Here is a 15528-nt window from a genome sequence, read left to right as displayed (position 1 = left end):
GATTCGCGAGGATGAGGCAATGGCAAGAAGCGACACCCGCTACAGAAATGCATATAACCGGCTGCTCGATTATTGCGAGACATGGCCGGTCGGCACGGCTATCCCGGCCGAAACCATGCTGAGCGACGTCGCCGACGTCAGTCGCACGGTGGTGCGACGATGCCTGGGCCGGATGCAGGAGCGCGGACTGATCTCGTGGGAGGGACGGGAAAAGCGGATGCTGCGCAAACCGGTCGACGCCGATCGCATCAGGATCGAACAGCCGGACACGCCGAGCGACGATCTCGAACAGCGTTTTCTCGACTGGATCCTGCGCTTCGATGTCCCGGCAGACACGCCCTTGTCCGTGGCCGATCTTTCCCGGACGTTCGGCGTCCCCCAGCATGAGATCAAGGAATTCCTCGCCGGCCTCAGCCGGTTCGGCCTTGTCGCCCGCCGCCAGAAAGGCGGCTGGATGCTGCGCGGCTTCACGATGGACTTCGCGGTGGAGCTGTCGGATTTCCGGTTCGTCCTGGAGCTAAACGCGGTGAACCAGGCCGCCGAAGCGCCCGTCGATCATCCCGTCTGGGCCAGGCTTTCCGAACTGCGGAGGCTCCACATCGCGCTTCGGCAAAGCATCGAGACGGATTATCACGAGTTCTCCAAGCTCGACGAAGCCTTCCACGCCGCGCTCAATTCGGTCGTGAAGAACCGTTTCGTCGAGGAATTCCAGAAGGTCATCTCGCTGATCTTCCACTATCACTACATGTGGGACAAGACCGACGAGAAGATGCGCAACGCCGCCGCGATAGAGGAGCACCTGGCGATCATCGACGCCCTGGAAAGACGCGATGCCGCCGCCGCGCGCGACGCGGCCTCACGCCATCTGCGCACCTCCAAGACGACGCTTCTCTCGTCGCTCCGCTACCACGAACTAGCCTAGAAAACGCTCGGCCCGTGCGGATATCCCCGCCTGCAACGCCTCGAGGTTTTTCGCAAGCGTGGCGGGCCTGGCCGTGCCGATCAGAACCGAGGCCGATGCGGGGTGTCGCTTGGCGAACTGCAGCGCGGCGGTCGGCAGCGACAGCCCGGCCCGTTCCGCCTCCGCCTGCAGCGCCGCCACCCTGTCCAGCACCGCCTTCGGCGCGGGTTCGTAGTCGTAGGTTGCGCCGTCGACCGCACCGGTCGCAAGAATGCCCGAGTTGAAGACGCCGCCGAGCACGAGGCTGGTTTCCGCCTTGCGGCAGCGGGGAACGAGTTCCGCCTCGGCCGAACGGTCGAGCAGCGTCAACCGGCCCGCCAGGAGGATGACATCGACCGGCCCATGGTCCATCACGTCGAGACACGCCCGGCATTCGTTCACGCCCAGTCCGAAGGCCCCGATCCTGCCGGCCTCCTTCAGCCGGACAAGACGGTCGTAGCCGGAGCCAAGAAAATCCTCCATATGCGCCGCATTGCCGAAACCGTGCGTATACTCGCCGATATCATGCACATAAACGATATCGATATGGGTGAGGCCAAGCCGCTCGAAGCTCTGCTCAAGGCTCTCCTCGATGCCGTCGCCGGAATAGTCGTAACGCACATCGTTTTGCGCCGGTTTGACGAAACCGTCCGCTTCCGCGATCGGTTCCGCCGCCGGGGAGAGAACGCGCCCCACCTTGGTCGACACCACATATCCGGCCCGCCCTTCGAGAAAACGCCCGAGCCGTATTTCCGAAAGCCCTCGCCCGTAATGCGGCGCGGTATCGAAATAGCGGATACCGCCCTTCCAGGCGGTCTCGAGCACCGCCTCGGCATCGCCGTCGGTAATCTCCCGGTAGAGATTGCCGATGCTGGAACAGCCGAAGGAAACGTCGGTCACCGCCACCGCAGTTCGGCCGATCCGGTTCGTCTTCATGCGTCCTCCTCCTTCAAGGCCTCCTCCAGCAATGGCTTTTCACCCCCGTCGCCATGCCGCCGGGCCCATTCGAGAAAAGCGCCGATCCGGCGCCGGAGCTTTTCGCTGTGGTTTGCAGCGATATCCTCCAGTCGATGGTCGAGAAACGGATTGGCGAAGCGCTCGAGCGTCACTGCAATATAGTCCTCGATCCCGTCGTCTTCGCCGGCGGCGACAAAACCCGGCAGCACCTCTTCGGCATAGAGCCCGCGCAGGCGGTCCGACCGGTCCCGGTCCGCGAGGATATCGCGAACGAAGGTCGCGCCGGCACGTCCACGCGCCAGCCAGTCGGACACCATCCATGTATGGCCGAGGTTGAGGACGAAGAGCTTGCGCCGCTCGATCGGGCCGAGATCGGTCACAACGTCAATATCGGGATGCCGGCAGGGCAGGCGCAGGCCGGGTCGGTGCTCGATCGCCCAGAGCGCATAGGGTTCGGCGACGGCGCCGGCGGGTTCAAGCGGTTCGGACACGATGCGGTCGACCAGCGAGTTGACCCAGAGCACCTCTTCGGCCAGCCAGGCCCGATAGGGCGCATCCATGCGCGCGGCGGCGTCGAGCACCAGCCCGCGCAGCACATCGCCGTTGTTCTGGACGAGTTCGGTCGGCATGACCTGCGGCGCGGCGCCGCCGGCCTCGAAGCGGGATCGCAGAAGGTACGCCAGCTTGGCCGGGTAGGACATGGCCGGATCGAAGCGCGCCGACCGGTCGGCCGGCTGCGGCAGAAACCCCGCATCGGCTGTGTTCGAGACAATGATCTCGGCTTCTTCGGCGATGATGCGCCGCACCTGCGCAAGATCATCGGACAGTTCCAGCCCGCGTCCGATGCTTGTCACGTGAACGGTCTCGTCGATCCTTTCACCTTTGCGCAAGCCGCGCAGGCGGACATCGTATCCGCGGGCGAGCGCAGAGAGTCGCTTCGTCCGTCCGCCGTGGCCGCTCGTCTGGACCACCGTGATGCCGCCCAGCGCCGCGTCGCGCGCCGCTGCCTCGGACACGAACAAGTCCAGATGCGCCTGCAGGAAACGGCTCGTGCCGAATTGCAGGATCGGTGTTTTTGACATGCCTTCCTCCCGATGAATTGGTTTATTATTATTTAGAACAAAACGATAGGCAAGGGCGAACGCTTTTTGCCGAACCGCGGAGGTTTTTCAGGAGGCGCGCGACAGGATGGGGCCAATGCTGCGGAAATCCGGATGGATGGATGCCAATGCGCTAGCCGGCCTCCCGGATGCGACGGTCCCGGGCAGACACCGGTTCAGCAGTGTCTGTTACGACATCAGCGCCGTTATGAACTGCGGTCCCGGAGAGGGGAACTTGTCGATCTGCTCGCGGCTGAGGCCTTCATCGGTGATGATGGTGTCGATCGCGTCGATCGGGGCGGTCTTGTGAAGGGCGCGTTCCATGAAGCGGCTGGATTCAGCCATGAGGATGACCTTGTTTGCTGCGGCAATCATCGCCCGCTTCATCTGGACGAGTTCCAGGAGCGTTTCCGAGAGGCATTGCTCGTCGATCGCGGCAGCCGACATGAAGAACAGGTCGCAGCGGATGTCGGCGAGAAAGCTCAGGCCCGGCTCGCCGAGAAGGCTGAACGAACCGAACCGGCACGCCCCGCCGGGTACAATCAGCTTGATGTTCTGCTTGTAGGTCAGAACCTTGGCGACATGGAGGTCGTTGGTGATGATGGTCAGCGGAATATCGAGGCCGGCGATCTCTTCCGCCAGCAGGTGACAGATGACCGCGCCGGTGTCGATCAGCAGCGCTTGGTCGGGTTCGATGAAGCGCATGGCCTCGCGCACGATTCCCTGTTTCTCCTCAAGCGCCGTGCGGCGCGCCAGATCCGTCGACGGCTCGTAGGTCGCGCGCGAGCGGATGCTGACGGCGCCGCCATGGGTGCGCTTGACGAGGCCCTCGGACGCCAGCAGGTCGAGGTCGCGCCGGATCGTTGAAACCGAGATGCCGAACATGCGTGCCAGATCCTGGCTGGTGCCGGCCTGGTTGCTCTTGAACCAGTCCACCAGTTGCTGGCGGCGCTCGGCCGGCAGAAGCTCTTCCGTGTTGTTGTCGTCGTCCAAGTTCCAGCCTTCAGGTCAGGGATCTTCGAGGTTCCGCACAGGCGGCGTCACAGGGCGTTGGGCAACCAAAGCACAATCTGCGGGAATATCGCAAGCAGAGCGGTACCGATACACAACAGCAGGAAGAACGGCAAGGCGGCGCGCACGGTCTTGCCGATGGTCTCGCCGGTGAGGGCCTGCAGGATGAAAAGGTTCAGGCCGACCGGCGGCGTGAGCGCGCTCATCTCGATCATGATGACGAGGTAGACGCCGAACCAGAGCGGATCGAACCCGGCATGCACGATCAACGGAACGGCGATCGGGACGGTCATGACGGTCATCGAGGTGCCGTCGAGGAACATGCCGAGCACGATGTAGAGAACCGCGAGGATCAGCAGGACGCCATAGGGCGACAGGTTCATCGCGGCGATGCTTTCCGTGATCATCGAGGGCAGATGCATATAGGCGATAGCCGACGACAGGAAGGCGGAGGCGGCGATCAGCATCAGGATCATCGAGGAGACCCGGATCGTGCTTTTCAGGCTGTCAATCATCAGCTGCCATGCGAACTGCCCGGTGACGAGCGTGATGATGATCGCGCCGAAAACCCCGACCGCGGCCGCTTCGGAGGGCGTGGCGATGCCGGTATAGATGGCGCCGAGCACGATCGTCATCAGCACCAGGATCGGCACGAGATCGAGAACGCCTCTCCAGATCACGCGCCACGAGACAGGCTCGCCATGCGGCGGCGCAACCGAGGGACGGATAAGCGAGACAATCCCGATATAACCGGAATAGAGCGCCGCCATCATCAGGCCGGGCAGAAGCCCCGCGGCGAAAAGCTTGGCGATCGAGACCTGCGCCAGAACGCCGTAGACGATCATGGCAATGGAAGGCGGAATGAGCAGGCCGAAACTGCCGGCGCCGGCCAGCGAGCCGGAGGCGAGCGAGACGTCATAGCCACGGGCCTTAAGTTCGGGAATGGTGATCTTGCCGACCGTGGCGGTGGTCGCCGTCGAGGAACCCGAGATCGCGGCGAAGATGGTGCAGCCGATGACATTTGTGTGCAGCAGGCCGCCGGGAACGCGCGAGACCAGCGGCGAGAGGCCGCGGAACAGACGGTTCGAGATATCCGTGCGGAAGATGATGTCGCCCATCCAGATGAAGATCGGAATGGCGGCAAGCTCCCACGACACGGCGGAAGACGATATGACCTTGGTGGCGATCGAGCCGATCCGGACCCAGCTGAAATCAAGCGCGAAATACATGGCGCCGGCGCCGACCAGCATAAGGCCGGCAAAGATCCATGTACCGGCGCCGAGGAAGATCACGAGCAGCAGCAGCAGCGTCAGGGCGGACATTGAAACGGACATGGCTTGCGTTCCTCAGCTAAAGTGTCAACGCGCGCTCGTAGGAGTGTCCGACGGCCAGAAGCCGGAGGATCCGCACGCAAACCTGAAAGGCCATCAGCGAAAGGCCGATCAGGAAAAAGCTCTCGGGGATCCACATGGGGATGGGGAGATAGGTCTCGGAAACGGTGCCCCGGCTCCAGTTCTTGAACACGGACTTCCACTGGTACCAGGCCAGGAAAACCATCAGCGCCTCGACCGCGACGAGCGTGCCGAACTCGCACATCCAGGCCAGTTTCGGCCCGGCCCGATCGGTCAGAACCTTGACGCGGATCATGAAGCCTTCCTCCAGCGCCCAGGCAGCCGACAGGAAGGCGACGGCAGCAACGCCGTTGCCGACCAGCGAATCCGCCATGAAGGTGGACTTCGAGAAAACGCGCAGGCAGATTTCCAGAAGCGTGAAGGCTGTCATCAGGACCAGGATGCAGGCCGCGACGAAGGCCGCAGTGCGATTGAGGATGGTCGAGGCATGGGCGATCAGCCGCAGCCATTTCGGGTCGTCCGTCGCCTCGGAGCGGTGATGTGAATGCGGTTCTTCAAGCGCCATGGTCATCTCCCGTACGGAAGGCAGCGGAAGGCTCCGCGCTGCATGTCCGCTGAATGAAGTGATTCATGCGGCCCGCCATCATCGGGATGACGAGCCGCAGGAGGAGAGATATCAGCCGGCCTTCAGCGCATCAAACTTCGCCAGCACGTCAGCGCCGCGCGTTCCGGTTTTCGCCACCCAGTCCTCGCGCACGGCAGCGCCGGCGGCGTTCAGCGTTGCGAAAACGTCGTCCGGCACATCGGCCGCGGTGGTGACGGTCATGCCGTGGTCGCGCAGGATCTTGTAGGAGGCCTCGATGCTGTCGGTCATGATCTGCCAGTTGTAGGCGTCTGAGCTTTCGGTCAGGCCGAGCATGGCGTCCTGGACGTCCTTTGGCAGGGCGTCGAATGCGTCCTTGTTCACATGGCACATGAACAGGCCCATGGCGTAGTTCATCTCGGTGAAGTCGCTGAGATAATCCCAGAGCGAAAGCTGCACGCCGCCATCGGCGGAGGTGAGCACCGCGTCGATCGCGCCGGTCGAAAGCTGGGGGATCAGATCGGACCATGCGATCTGCAGCGGCGCCGCCCCGGCCTTCATCAGTGTCTGCGTGCCGTTGACGTCATAGGTGCGGATGCGCAGGCCGTTGAGCGCGTCCATCGAGGTGATCGCCCGGTCGGCGAAGATGCCGGATGGCGGGTTCGGCATGGCCCAGAGCAGAACCATGTTGTTGTCGGCGAAGATCTTTTCGTATTCCGGACGCGCCGCCTGCCAGAGAAGATAGGCTTCCCTCGGGGTTTTGGCGATGAAAGGCAGGGAGGACAGGTTAAACAGCGGATCGATGCCGCCGAGCTGGGTCATCAAGGTCACCGCGGTCTGCACCGCGCCGTCCTGAACGGCGTCGAACTGGTCCGCCGACTTGTAGCCGAGCGCGCCGCCGCCCTGATAGGTAATGGCGATCTGGTCGCCGACCTTCTTCTGCAACTCCGTCAGGAAGTATTTCGATGCCTTGCCCGAGAGCGCGTCGGCATTGTACTCGTCCGCCATGTCCCAACGAACGGTGGAGGCGGCAAAGGCACGGTTGCCAAGGGCGCCGATCGCGCCGGCCAGGGCAGCATTGCGCATCAGCGCACGTCTAGTAATGGTCATTCGGTTCCCCTTTCGAAAGGCTGTGCGCCCGCCCGCTGTTCGGTCGGGCACCGAGACGTTTTCGTTCTTCGGATTTGTCAAAGTAAGCAGTCCCGTCAAAAACTGTCAATAAAAAACGCAAAAAGGATCACGTTTTTTGCCAAAAATCAGGAGAAACCACGCAATCTCTTGCGTTTTTAAACACGTTTTCGTCCCGAAAGGCGATTGTCAGTTGCCATTCCGCAATATATCGTTCATAAAGATGCACATAAGCGCATAAAACTGCGTGCGACTTTCAGATAACGTTGCAAGAGAATTTGATAAATGCACACTACACCACAGAGCGCCCCGGTCATCATGGTGTCCGGCGCCAATCGCGGCATCGGCGCGGCGATCGTCAGGGATCTTCTTCAGCACGACTACCGGCTTTCGCTCGGTGCGCGCGATACCGCCAGGCTCGAGGCCGAGTTCGGCCCGCCCGGCGATAGGCTGCTCCATAACCGTTTCGATGCCTATGAGCCCGAGACGGCGAAAGCGTGGGTCGACGAAACGGCGGCGCATTTCGGGCGGATCGACGGCCTCGTCAACAATGCCGGCAGCGGCGAACAGGTGCTGCTCACCGACGACAATGAGGAGGCGCTGGACCGGCTTTGGGCCGTCAACGTCAAGGCGCCGCTCCGGCTGACGCGACTGTGCCTGCCGCATCTGGAGGAAACCGGCCGCGGCCGGATCGTCAACATTGTCTCGATGTCCGGCAAGCGGGTGCGCAACGGCTTTGTCGGCTATAACATGACCAAGTTCGCGGTGATGGGCCTCACCCACACGACGCGTCACGTCGCCTGGGAAAAGGGCGTGCGCGCCACCGCGATCTGCCCGAGCTTCGTGCGCACCGAAATGAGCTCCTACACCAGCAAGGTCAAGCCTGAGGACATGATTCAGCCGGAGACCATGGCCGAGCTGGTGCGCACCGCAATCGAACTTCCCAACAACGCGGCGATGGCGGAAATGCTGGTCAACTGCCGTCTCGAAGACATGCTCTGAGGAGAGCGCCATGCCGGTTCCGAATTTGCAACGTCCGGGCTTTCTGGCCCCCCTGCCCGAGCGCGCCGATGTCGTCGTCATCGGTGGCGGCATTGCCGGCGTCACGACCGCCTTGTTCCTGGCCGAGGCCGGCGTCAACGTCGCCCTCTGCGAAAAAGGCGCGGTTGCCGCCGAGCAGAGTTCGCGCAACTGGGGCTGGGTGCGGCAGATGGGGCGAGACCCCGCCGAATTGCCGCTGACGATCGAAAGCCTCAACCTCTGGCGCGACATCGATCGTCGCTTCGGCATCGAAACCGGCTTCCGCGAGACCGGCATCACTTATGTCTGCCGCACCAGGGCGGAGATTGCCGAGTTCACCGCCTGGGAGAAATATGGCCGCGAGGCCGGCATGCCCTCGACGCTTCTTGAATCCGCCGGGCTGCAGAAACTCCTGCCGGGCATTGCCGCGCAATATACGCTGGGGCTTCATACCGCCAATGACGGCCGCGCCGAACCGGAACGGGCCGTGCCGCAAATGGCATCCGCCGCCGTGCGTCTCGGCGCGACGATCACCGAAAACTGCGCCGTGCGCGGGATCGAGACGGCCGGCGGGCGCATCGGCGGGGTGGTGACGGAGAAGGGCACGATCGCGACAGCAAGCGTGGTCGTCGCGGCGGGCGCATGGTCGCGGCTGTTCCTTGGCAATCTCGGGCTCGATTTTCCGCAGCTGAAGCTTCTGGGCACGGCGGCGCGGATCGAAAGCGACGGCGCCGTGCCGGAAATGCCGGTCGGCGGGGGCGATTTCTCCTTCCGCAAGCGTCTCGACGGCGGCTACACCATTGCCCAGCGCAATGCCAATGTCGCGCCGATCACGCCGGACAGCTTCCGCCTGTTCTTCGATTTCCTGCCGACGCTCGTGACAAGCTGGCGGGAACTGAAGCTGCGCGTCAACGGCCAGACGGTCAGCGAGTTGAAGATGCCGCGCCGCTGGTCGCTCGATCAGGCCACGCCCTTCGAGGCGATCCGGACGCTCGATCCCGTGCCGCATGCGCCGTTCAACCGCAATGCGGTCCGCAACCTCACGCGCGCCTTTCCGGCCTTCGCCGATGCCCGCCTGACCCACAGCTGGGCCGGCATGATCGATGCGACGCCGGACGCGATCCCGGTGATCGGCCCGATTGCGGCCGTGCCGGGGCTCTATCTGTCCTCGGGCTTTTCCGGCCATGGCTTCGGCAGCGGGCCGGGCGCCGGCCGGCTGATGGCCGAGATCGTCCGCAATGAAAAAACCTGCGTTGATCCGGCGCCTTTCCGGTATGAACGCTTTTCGAAGACTGCCAAGGCCGCCTGAAGAGCGGCGCGACGGCAATAACCAAAGGGAACATGACATGGCCTGGAGAATCGGCGTCGATTCCGGCGGAACATTCACCGACGTCTGCCTCTTCAATGATGAGACCGGAGCAATCGAGATCTGGAAGGTTTCCTCCACCCCGGACGATCCGTCGCGCGCGATCTCGCAAGGCGTGGTCGAGGGGCTTCAAAAGGTCGGCGCGTCTGCCGCCGATCTCGCCTTCCTCGGCCACGGTACGACCGTGGCGACCAATGCGCTGATCGAGCTGCGCGGCGTCAAGACCGGCCTCGTCGTCTCCGACGGTTTTCGCGACCTGCTCGAGATCGGTCGCCAGAAGCGTCCGAACCTCTATGACATGTTCGCCGAAAAGCCGGAACAGCTCGTCACCCGCGACCTGCGCCGGGAAGTGCCGGAGCGGCTGAAAGCCGATGGCAGCGTCGCCGTTCCGCTGGATGAAGACGCACTGCGCGAGGCGCTCCGCGCCCTGGCCTCCGAGGATATTAAGGCGCTGGCGATCTGCTTCCTCTATGGCTTCCTCAATACCGCGCATGAGGAGCGGGCGCTCGCGATCGCGGTGGAAGAACTGCCGGATGTCTTCGTTTCCGCCTCCCACGCCGTCGCGCCCGAATTCCGCGAATATGAGCGGCTGTCGACCACGGTGGTCAACGCCTATCTCGGTCCGGTGATGCAGCGCTATATCCGCCGGCTGAAGGATAGGCTGTCCGACATCGGCCTCAAGGTCGCCCCGCAGCTGACCCAGTCGAATGGCGGCGTGATCGGGTTCGATCAGGCGAGCAACCTGCCGGTACGCACCGTTCTGTCCGGTCCCTCGACCGGCGTTGTCGGCGCGCAGGCGATCGGCAAGATGGCCGGTTTCGACAACATCATCACCTTTGACGTCGGCGGCACCTCTTCCGATGTGGCGCTGCTGCAGAACGGCGTCTGCCAGCTGACCGGCGAGGCCGATGTGCATGGCTATCCGATCAAGGCGCCGATGCTTGATATTCACACGGTCGGCGCCGGCGGCGGCTCCATCGCCCATGTCGATACCGGCGGCCTCCTGAAGGTCGGCCCGCGTTCTGCCGGCGCCCATCCGGGACCGGTCTGCTACGGGCTCGGCAATGAGGAGCCGACGGTCACCGACGCCAATATCGTGCTGCAGACCCTGAACCCGGTCGAAATTCTCGGCGGCCGCATGAAGGTGCGGCACGATCTGGCGCTCGCCTCGATCCAGCGGTTGGCCGACAGGCTCGGCGTCGGCGTGATGGAAACCGCGCAGGGCATCATCTCGGTCGTCACCGCCAATATGGCGAAGGCGATCCGGGTGATCTCGGTCCAGCGCGGCCATGATCCGCGCGATTATGCGCTGATGGCCTTCGGCGGGGCGGGTCCGCTCCATGCCGCCCGCCTTGCGCGCGAACTGGACATGAAAACGGTGATCGTGCCGCTGACGCCCGGAACGCTCTGCGCGCTTGGCCTTCTCCTCACCGACCTGCGCTCCGATTTCGCCCTGTCGCGGCTGATGGAACTTTCGGACGCCGCCCGACCCGCGCTGGAAGAAGGTTTCGCCACGCTTGCCGAACAGGCCGATGTCTGGTTCGCGGCAGAAAACATTGCTGAAGATCGCCGCGTCATCACCCGTACGGTCGACATGCGTTACGCCGGGCAGAATTACGAGCTCTCGGTCACGGTTCCGGCCGGACCGATCACGGCGGAAACCTTCACAGCGCTCGAAAAGGGCTTCGAGGCGGCGCACCGCCAGCGCTTCGGTTTCATCGCCGAAGGGGAACCGATCCAGCTCGTCACCCTGCGCGTCGAGGCCGCCGGGATCGTCGACAAGGCCGAATTCCAGAAACAGGACAATCACGGCCCCGATGCCTCGGGCGCCAAGATCGGCGAACGTGAGGTCTGGATGTCGGAGGCCGGTGGGTTCGTCACCTGCCCGGTCTATGAACGCAGCCTGCTGAAGGCCGGCAATGTCATCACCGGCCCGGCGATTGTCGAACAGATGGACACAACCACCGTGCTGCTGCCGGAAATGACCGGCACGGTTGATCCGTACCTCAATCTCATCCTGGAGGTTTGAACGATGACCACGATTGATCCCATCACGGTAGAAGTCATCGGCTCGGCGCTGCAGTCCATCGTCGAGGAGATGGGCGAGGCGCTGGTGCGCGCCTCCTATTCCACCAACATCAAGGAACGCCGCGACTGCTCGACCGCGCTGTTCGACCGCCACGGCAACACGCTCTGCCAGGCCGAACATATCCCGATGCATCTCGGCTCCTTCCTCGGCGTCATCGGCGCGATCTATGGCCGCTTCGAGCTGGACGACATCAAGCCGGGCGATGTTTTCATGGCCAATGACGCCTATGCCGGCGGGGCGACCCACCTGCCGGATATCGTGCTCGCCGAGCCGATCTTCGTCGAGGGCACGCTGGTGGCCTGGGCGGTCAACACCGCCCACCATTCGGATTTCGCCGATCGCGGCCACGAGCACATCTATCAGGAGGGGCTTCGCATCCCGCCGGTCCGGCTTTATCGCGAAGGCGTGCTGAACCAGGACCTGCAGGAGATGTTCCTGCTCAACTGCCAGGTCCCGCGCGAGCGGCTCTCCGACCTGCGCGCCCAGATGTCCGCCAACCGGCTCGCCGTCCAGCGCATGCAGGATCTCTGCGTCAAATACACGACCGAGAAGGTTCTGGCCGCCGGCGAGGCGCTGCAGGATTATGCCGAGCGCAAGATGCGCGCCGGCATCGCCGCCATTCCGGACGGCACCTACAGCTTCTCCGACCAGTTCGATTCAAACCAGCGCGGCGACCGGATCGAGCTTTCCGTCGAGATCACGATTGCCGGCGAGGAAATGACGCTTGCCTTCGACGGCCCGCCGCAGCTTCGCGCCGGGCTGAACCTGATCTATACCTCGCTGCTGGCGGCGAGCTATTTCGCGGTGAAATCGGTCGTCGATCCGACGATCCTGCCCAATGCCGGTCTTGCCCGCCCGCTGACGGTGACGGCGCCGAAGGGTTCGATCCTCAACTGCGAGCATCCGGCGGCCGTCGATGGCCGCATCGCCGCCGCGCAACGGGTTTGCGACCTCGTCTATGGCGCGCTCGCAAAGGCGCTTCCCGGCAAGGTCATGGCGGCCGGCAATGGCTGCTGCACCGGTGCGATCTTCAACGGCACCCATGAAGACGGCTCGATCTGGGTCTATCTCGAAACCATCGGCGGCGGCGGCGGCGCGCGGCCAACCTCGGATGGGCTCTCGGGCATCCATGTCAGCCTCACCAACACCTCGAACCTGCCGGTGGAATCGCTGGAACTCGAATATCCGCTGACGCTGCTGCGCTACGAACTGGTGGACGATTCCGCCGGTGCCGGCACCTTTCGCGGCGGCATGGGCGTGCGCCGGGTCTACCGCGCGGAAAAGGCCTGCCGGTTCACCGTCGAGGGGTCCCGCGTGGCCTCCGAGCCCTGGGGGCTTGATGGCGGCACTTCCGCCCGAGGCACCGTGCTCGACTTCGGCGACGGCCGCAATGATTTCTCGGGCATGGTCGACCTGAAGCCCGGCCAGATCGTCTCGATCACCACGCCCGGCGGCGGTGGTTACGGTGATCCGGCAGCCCGCGACCCGGCCGCCGTCCGGCGTGACCTCGCCGAAGGGCGCATCAGCGCGGAAACGGCGGAGCGCTTTTACAAGCAGTAACCGCCCGTCCGACCTCTCATCCGATTTCCATCCTCGTCGCAGGCGGCAACGCCTGCAGGCAGACTTCCTTTGTCTCTATCAACCCCCAACAGAACAGGAAAAACCATGGTCAAGATCACCAAAGTCAAATCCGGCTCCATCTTCGAAACCAAGGAAAGCTATTCGCGCATCGTCTGCGTCGACGACTGGATCTTCGTTTCCAACACCGCCGGCCGCAACTACAAGACCCGCGAAATGTCGACCGATCCGGTGGAGCAGGCCCGCCAGTGCTTCGACAATATCGAGGGCGCGCTGAAGTCCGTCGATTCCTGCCTTGCCGACGTCGTTCAGTCGAAGATCTTCATTCCTTACGTCGAGGATGCCAAGGCGGTGATGGAATATGTCGGCGAGCGCTTCCGCGACATCGATCCGCAGCGCACCGTCACCTGCTCGCCGCTTGGCGCGCCGGACTTCAAGGTCGAGATCGAAGTCACCGCCTATCGCGGCGCCTCCAAAGCCGAAGTCGAGGAAATCACCATCTCGCTCGGCTGAACTGCCGCATACGCCTGGCCGGGCAAGGCTGCATTGACTGCGGTTCGGCCAGTCACGCCATCACCCTTCGGGGGGCGAACGCAGGACAAGCCGATGACTCAAGGCAAGCGCCAATAGGCAGGCGCCGGAGAAGCTGGCGGCCTGATGCGAGACCGTCTTCAGCGACGGCGGCAGGCGGGCGCTGGCCGCCGGGCGGCTGACGCGGTCTTTTGCAGGCAAAGCGGCGGCGATGCGCCATGGATATCAGACACCGGTTCGAACAGCTTCTCGTCGACGCTTAGGCGGGCATACCGCGTCCTTGACGTCTGTTCCGTCTCTCTTCGGACCCGGCGACAGATCGTGAAATGGAGCGCGCCCGGAGGCCAACCTGCCGCCAAGACTCGCAGCTTCGGGCCGACGAGAGCTGCGAGCCATGAAACGCATCAGTCCAGAGCCATGCAGAGATATTTGATCTCCAGGAATTCCTCGATCCCGTACTTGGAACCTTCCCGCCCGAGGCCGGAGGATTTGACGCCGCCAAAGGGCGCTTCGGCGGTCGAGATCAAACCCGTATTGATGCCGAGCATGCCGCTCTCGATCTCCTCGGCCACCTTCCAGACCGTCGAAATGTCGCGCGCGTAAAAATAGGCGGCAAGGCCGAACTCGGTATCATTGGCGAGCCTGATACCTTCATCCACGGTTTTGAAGCTGATCACCGGCGCGACCGGCCCGAAGGTTTCCTCAGCCAGGATTTTCATGCCGGGTTTGACGCCGCCCAGAACCGTGGGCCGGTAGTACGTGCCGCCCAGATCGGACCGGCTGCCGCCCTCGATCACGGTCGCACCCTTCGAAACGGCGTCGGCCACATGATCCTCGACTTTCGCAAGCGCCGCGTCATCGATGAGCGGGCCGATCGCGACCCCTTCGGCCATGCCGTCTCCGACCTTCAGTCCCGTAATTGCCCGGGCCAGCTTTTCGGTAAAGGCATCGGCGATTTCGCTTTGGGCGTAGATTCGGTTTGCGCAGACACAGGTCTGCCCGGCATTGCGGAATTTGGCGATTATCGCGCCCTCGACAGCCTTGTCGAGATCGGCATCGTTGAAGACCAGGAAAGGCGCATTGCCGCCGAGTTCCAGCGAAAGCTTCTTCACATCGTGGGCGCATTGACGCATCAGGATGCGACCCACTTCAGTGGAGCCGGTGAAGGTGAGCTTGCGCACCTTGGGATTGGTGCACAATTCCATGCCCATGCCCTTGGAGTCGGTGCCCGGCAGAATGGACAGCACGCCCTCGGGAATCCCAGCTCTTTCTCCAAGCACCGCCATGGCAAGCGCCGAAAGCGGGGTCTTTTCGGCCGGGCGACCGACAAAGCTGCAGCCGGCGGCAAGTGCCGGGCCGACCTTGCGGGCGATCATCGCATTGGGAAAATTCCATGGCGTGATTGATCCGACAACGCCTATCGGCTGCTTGATGGTGATGATCCGCTTGTCGGGCTGATGGCCGGGAATGACATCGCCATAGATGCGCCGTCCCTCTTCGGCGAACCATTGGATGAAGGAGGCGCCGTAGGCAATCTCACCCCTGGCCTCGGCAAGCGGCTTGCCCATTTCGGCGGTCAGGATTTTCGCCAGATCCTCCTGGTTTTCCAGCAGCAGGCTGTTCCACCGAAGCAGGATCTGCGATCGATCCTTGGCGGTCAGTCGCCGCCAGCGCTTCTGTGCCTCGTAAGCGCGGTCAATCGCCTTGCCGACATCGGCAGCCGGAATATCGGCCACCATGGCAATGCGTTCCCCGGTTGCCGGATTCGTGACGGGAAAGGACTTCTCGGCCTCCACCCACGTGCCGGCGAGAAAGGCGCGATGTTCGAGCAGGCTCGGATCCTGGAGTTGAAGTGACACGGCCGTTCCTTTCC

At 63.4% G+C, this 15528-nt stretch carries 13 protein-coding genes; 6 read left to right on the top strand and 7 right to left on the bottom strand.

Features of this window, described 5'->3' with window-relative positions:
- Positions 1–19: 19 nt before the first annotated feature.
- Positions 20–922, top strand: coding sequence for a GntR family transcriptional regulator (locus JS578_13775; protein QRX65311.1), 903 nt, complete (start codon positions 20–22; stop codon positions 920–922).
- On the opposite strand, the gene JS578_13770 is transcribed toward JS578_13775, so the two are convergent.
- The 6 genes from JS578_13770 to JS578_13745 all read right to left on the bottom strand — a co-directional run bounded on the left by JS578_13770 (position 914) and on the right by JS578_13745 (position 7053).
- Positions 914–1876, bottom strand: coding sequence for an aldo/keto reductase (locus JS578_13770; protein ID QRX65310.1), 963 nt, complete (start codon positions 1874–1876; stop codon positions 914–916). The genes JS578_13775 and JS578_13770 overlap by 9 nt on opposite strands.
- Positions 1873–2979 (bottom strand): hypothetical protein, encoded by a 1107-nt coding sequence (locus tag JS578_13765; GenBank protein QRX65309.1) that lies wholly within the window; start codon positions 2977–2979, stop codon positions 1873–1875. The genes JS578_13770 and JS578_13765 overlap by 4 nt, the downstream gene beginning before the upstream one ends.
- 207 nt (positions 2980–3186) lie before the next feature.
- Complete coding sequence (locus tag JS578_13760; protein QRX65308.1) at positions 3187–3990, bottom strand: DeoR/GlpR transcriptional regulator; 804 nt, start codon at positions 3988–3990, stop codon at positions 3187–3189.
- Between the two features lie 47 nt (positions 3991–4037).
- Positions 4038–5342: a TRAP transporter large permease subunit gene (locus tag JS578_13755; GenBank protein ID QRX65307.1), complete on the bottom strand. Its 1305-nt coding sequence runs from the start codon at positions 5340–5342 to the stop codon at positions 4038–4040.
- A 16-nt stretch (positions 5343–5358) separates the two neighbouring features.
- On the bottom strand, positions 5359–5925 hold the full coding sequence (locus JS578_13750) for a TRAP transporter small permease (protein QRX65306.1): 567 nt from the start codon (positions 5923–5925) through the stop codon (positions 5359–5361).
- 111 nt (positions 5926–6036) lie between these two features.
- Positions 6037–7053, bottom strand: coding sequence for a TRAP transporter substrate-binding protein (locus tag JS578_13745; protein QRX65305.1), 1017 nt, complete (start codon positions 7051–7053; stop codon positions 6037–6039).
- A 303-nt stretch (positions 7054–7356) separates the two neighbouring features.
- Between JS578_13745 and JS578_13740 the strand changes: the two genes are divergently transcribed.
- The 5 genes from JS578_13740 (at position 7357) to JS578_13720 (ending at position 13637) form a co-directional block, all read left to right on the top strand.
- The gene (locus JS578_13740; GenBank protein QRX65304.1) at positions 7357–8073 is read left to right on the top strand and encodes an SDR family NAD(P)-dependent oxidoreductase; all 717 of its coding nucleotides are present in this window, start codon (positions 7357–7359) and stop codon (positions 8071–8073) included.
- A gap of 10 nt (positions 8074–8083) precedes the next feature.
- Positions 8084–9400, top strand: a complete 1317-nt coding sequence (locus JS578_13735) for an FAD-binding oxidoreductase (protein QRX65303.1) — start codon at positions 8084–8086, stop codon at positions 9398–9400.
- 37 nt (positions 9401–9437) lie between these two features.
- Positions 9438–11486 carry a hydantoinase/oxoprolinase family protein gene (locus JS578_13730; protein QRX65302.1) on the top strand — a complete coding sequence of 683 codons (2049 nt, stop codon included), beginning with the start codon at positions 9438–9440 and terminating at the stop codon, positions 11484–11486.
- A gap of 3 nt (positions 11487–11489) precedes the next feature.
- Positions 11490–13106, top strand: a complete 1617-nt coding sequence (locus JS578_13725) for a hydantoinase B/oxoprolinase family protein (GenBank protein ID QRX65301.1) — start codon at positions 11490–11492, stop codon at positions 13104–13106.
- A gap of 105 nt (positions 13107–13211) precedes the next feature.
- On the top strand, positions 13212–13637 hold the full coding sequence (locus JS578_13720) for a RidA family protein (protein ID QRX65300.1): 426 nt from the start codon (positions 13212–13214) through the stop codon (positions 13635–13637).
- Positions 13638–14059: 422 nt separating this feature from the next.
- Here the strand turns inward: JS578_13720 and JS578_13715 are convergent, their stop codons facing one another.
- Positions 14060–15514, bottom strand: a complete 1455-nt coding sequence (locus JS578_13715) for an NAD-dependent succinate-semialdehyde dehydrogenase (protein QRX65299.1) — start codon at positions 15512–15514, stop codon at positions 14060–14062.
- Positions 15515–15528 lie beyond the last annotated feature (14 nt).

The sequence above is a fragment of the Dysgonomonadaceae bacterium zrk40 genome (assembly GCA_016916535.1).
Lineage (GTDB): Bacteria > Bacteroidota > Bacteroidia > Bacteroidales > Dysgonomonadaceae > Proteiniphilum.
Note: the sequence above shows the minus strand (reverse complement) of the source record. Positions and strands in the feature narration are given on the sequence as shown.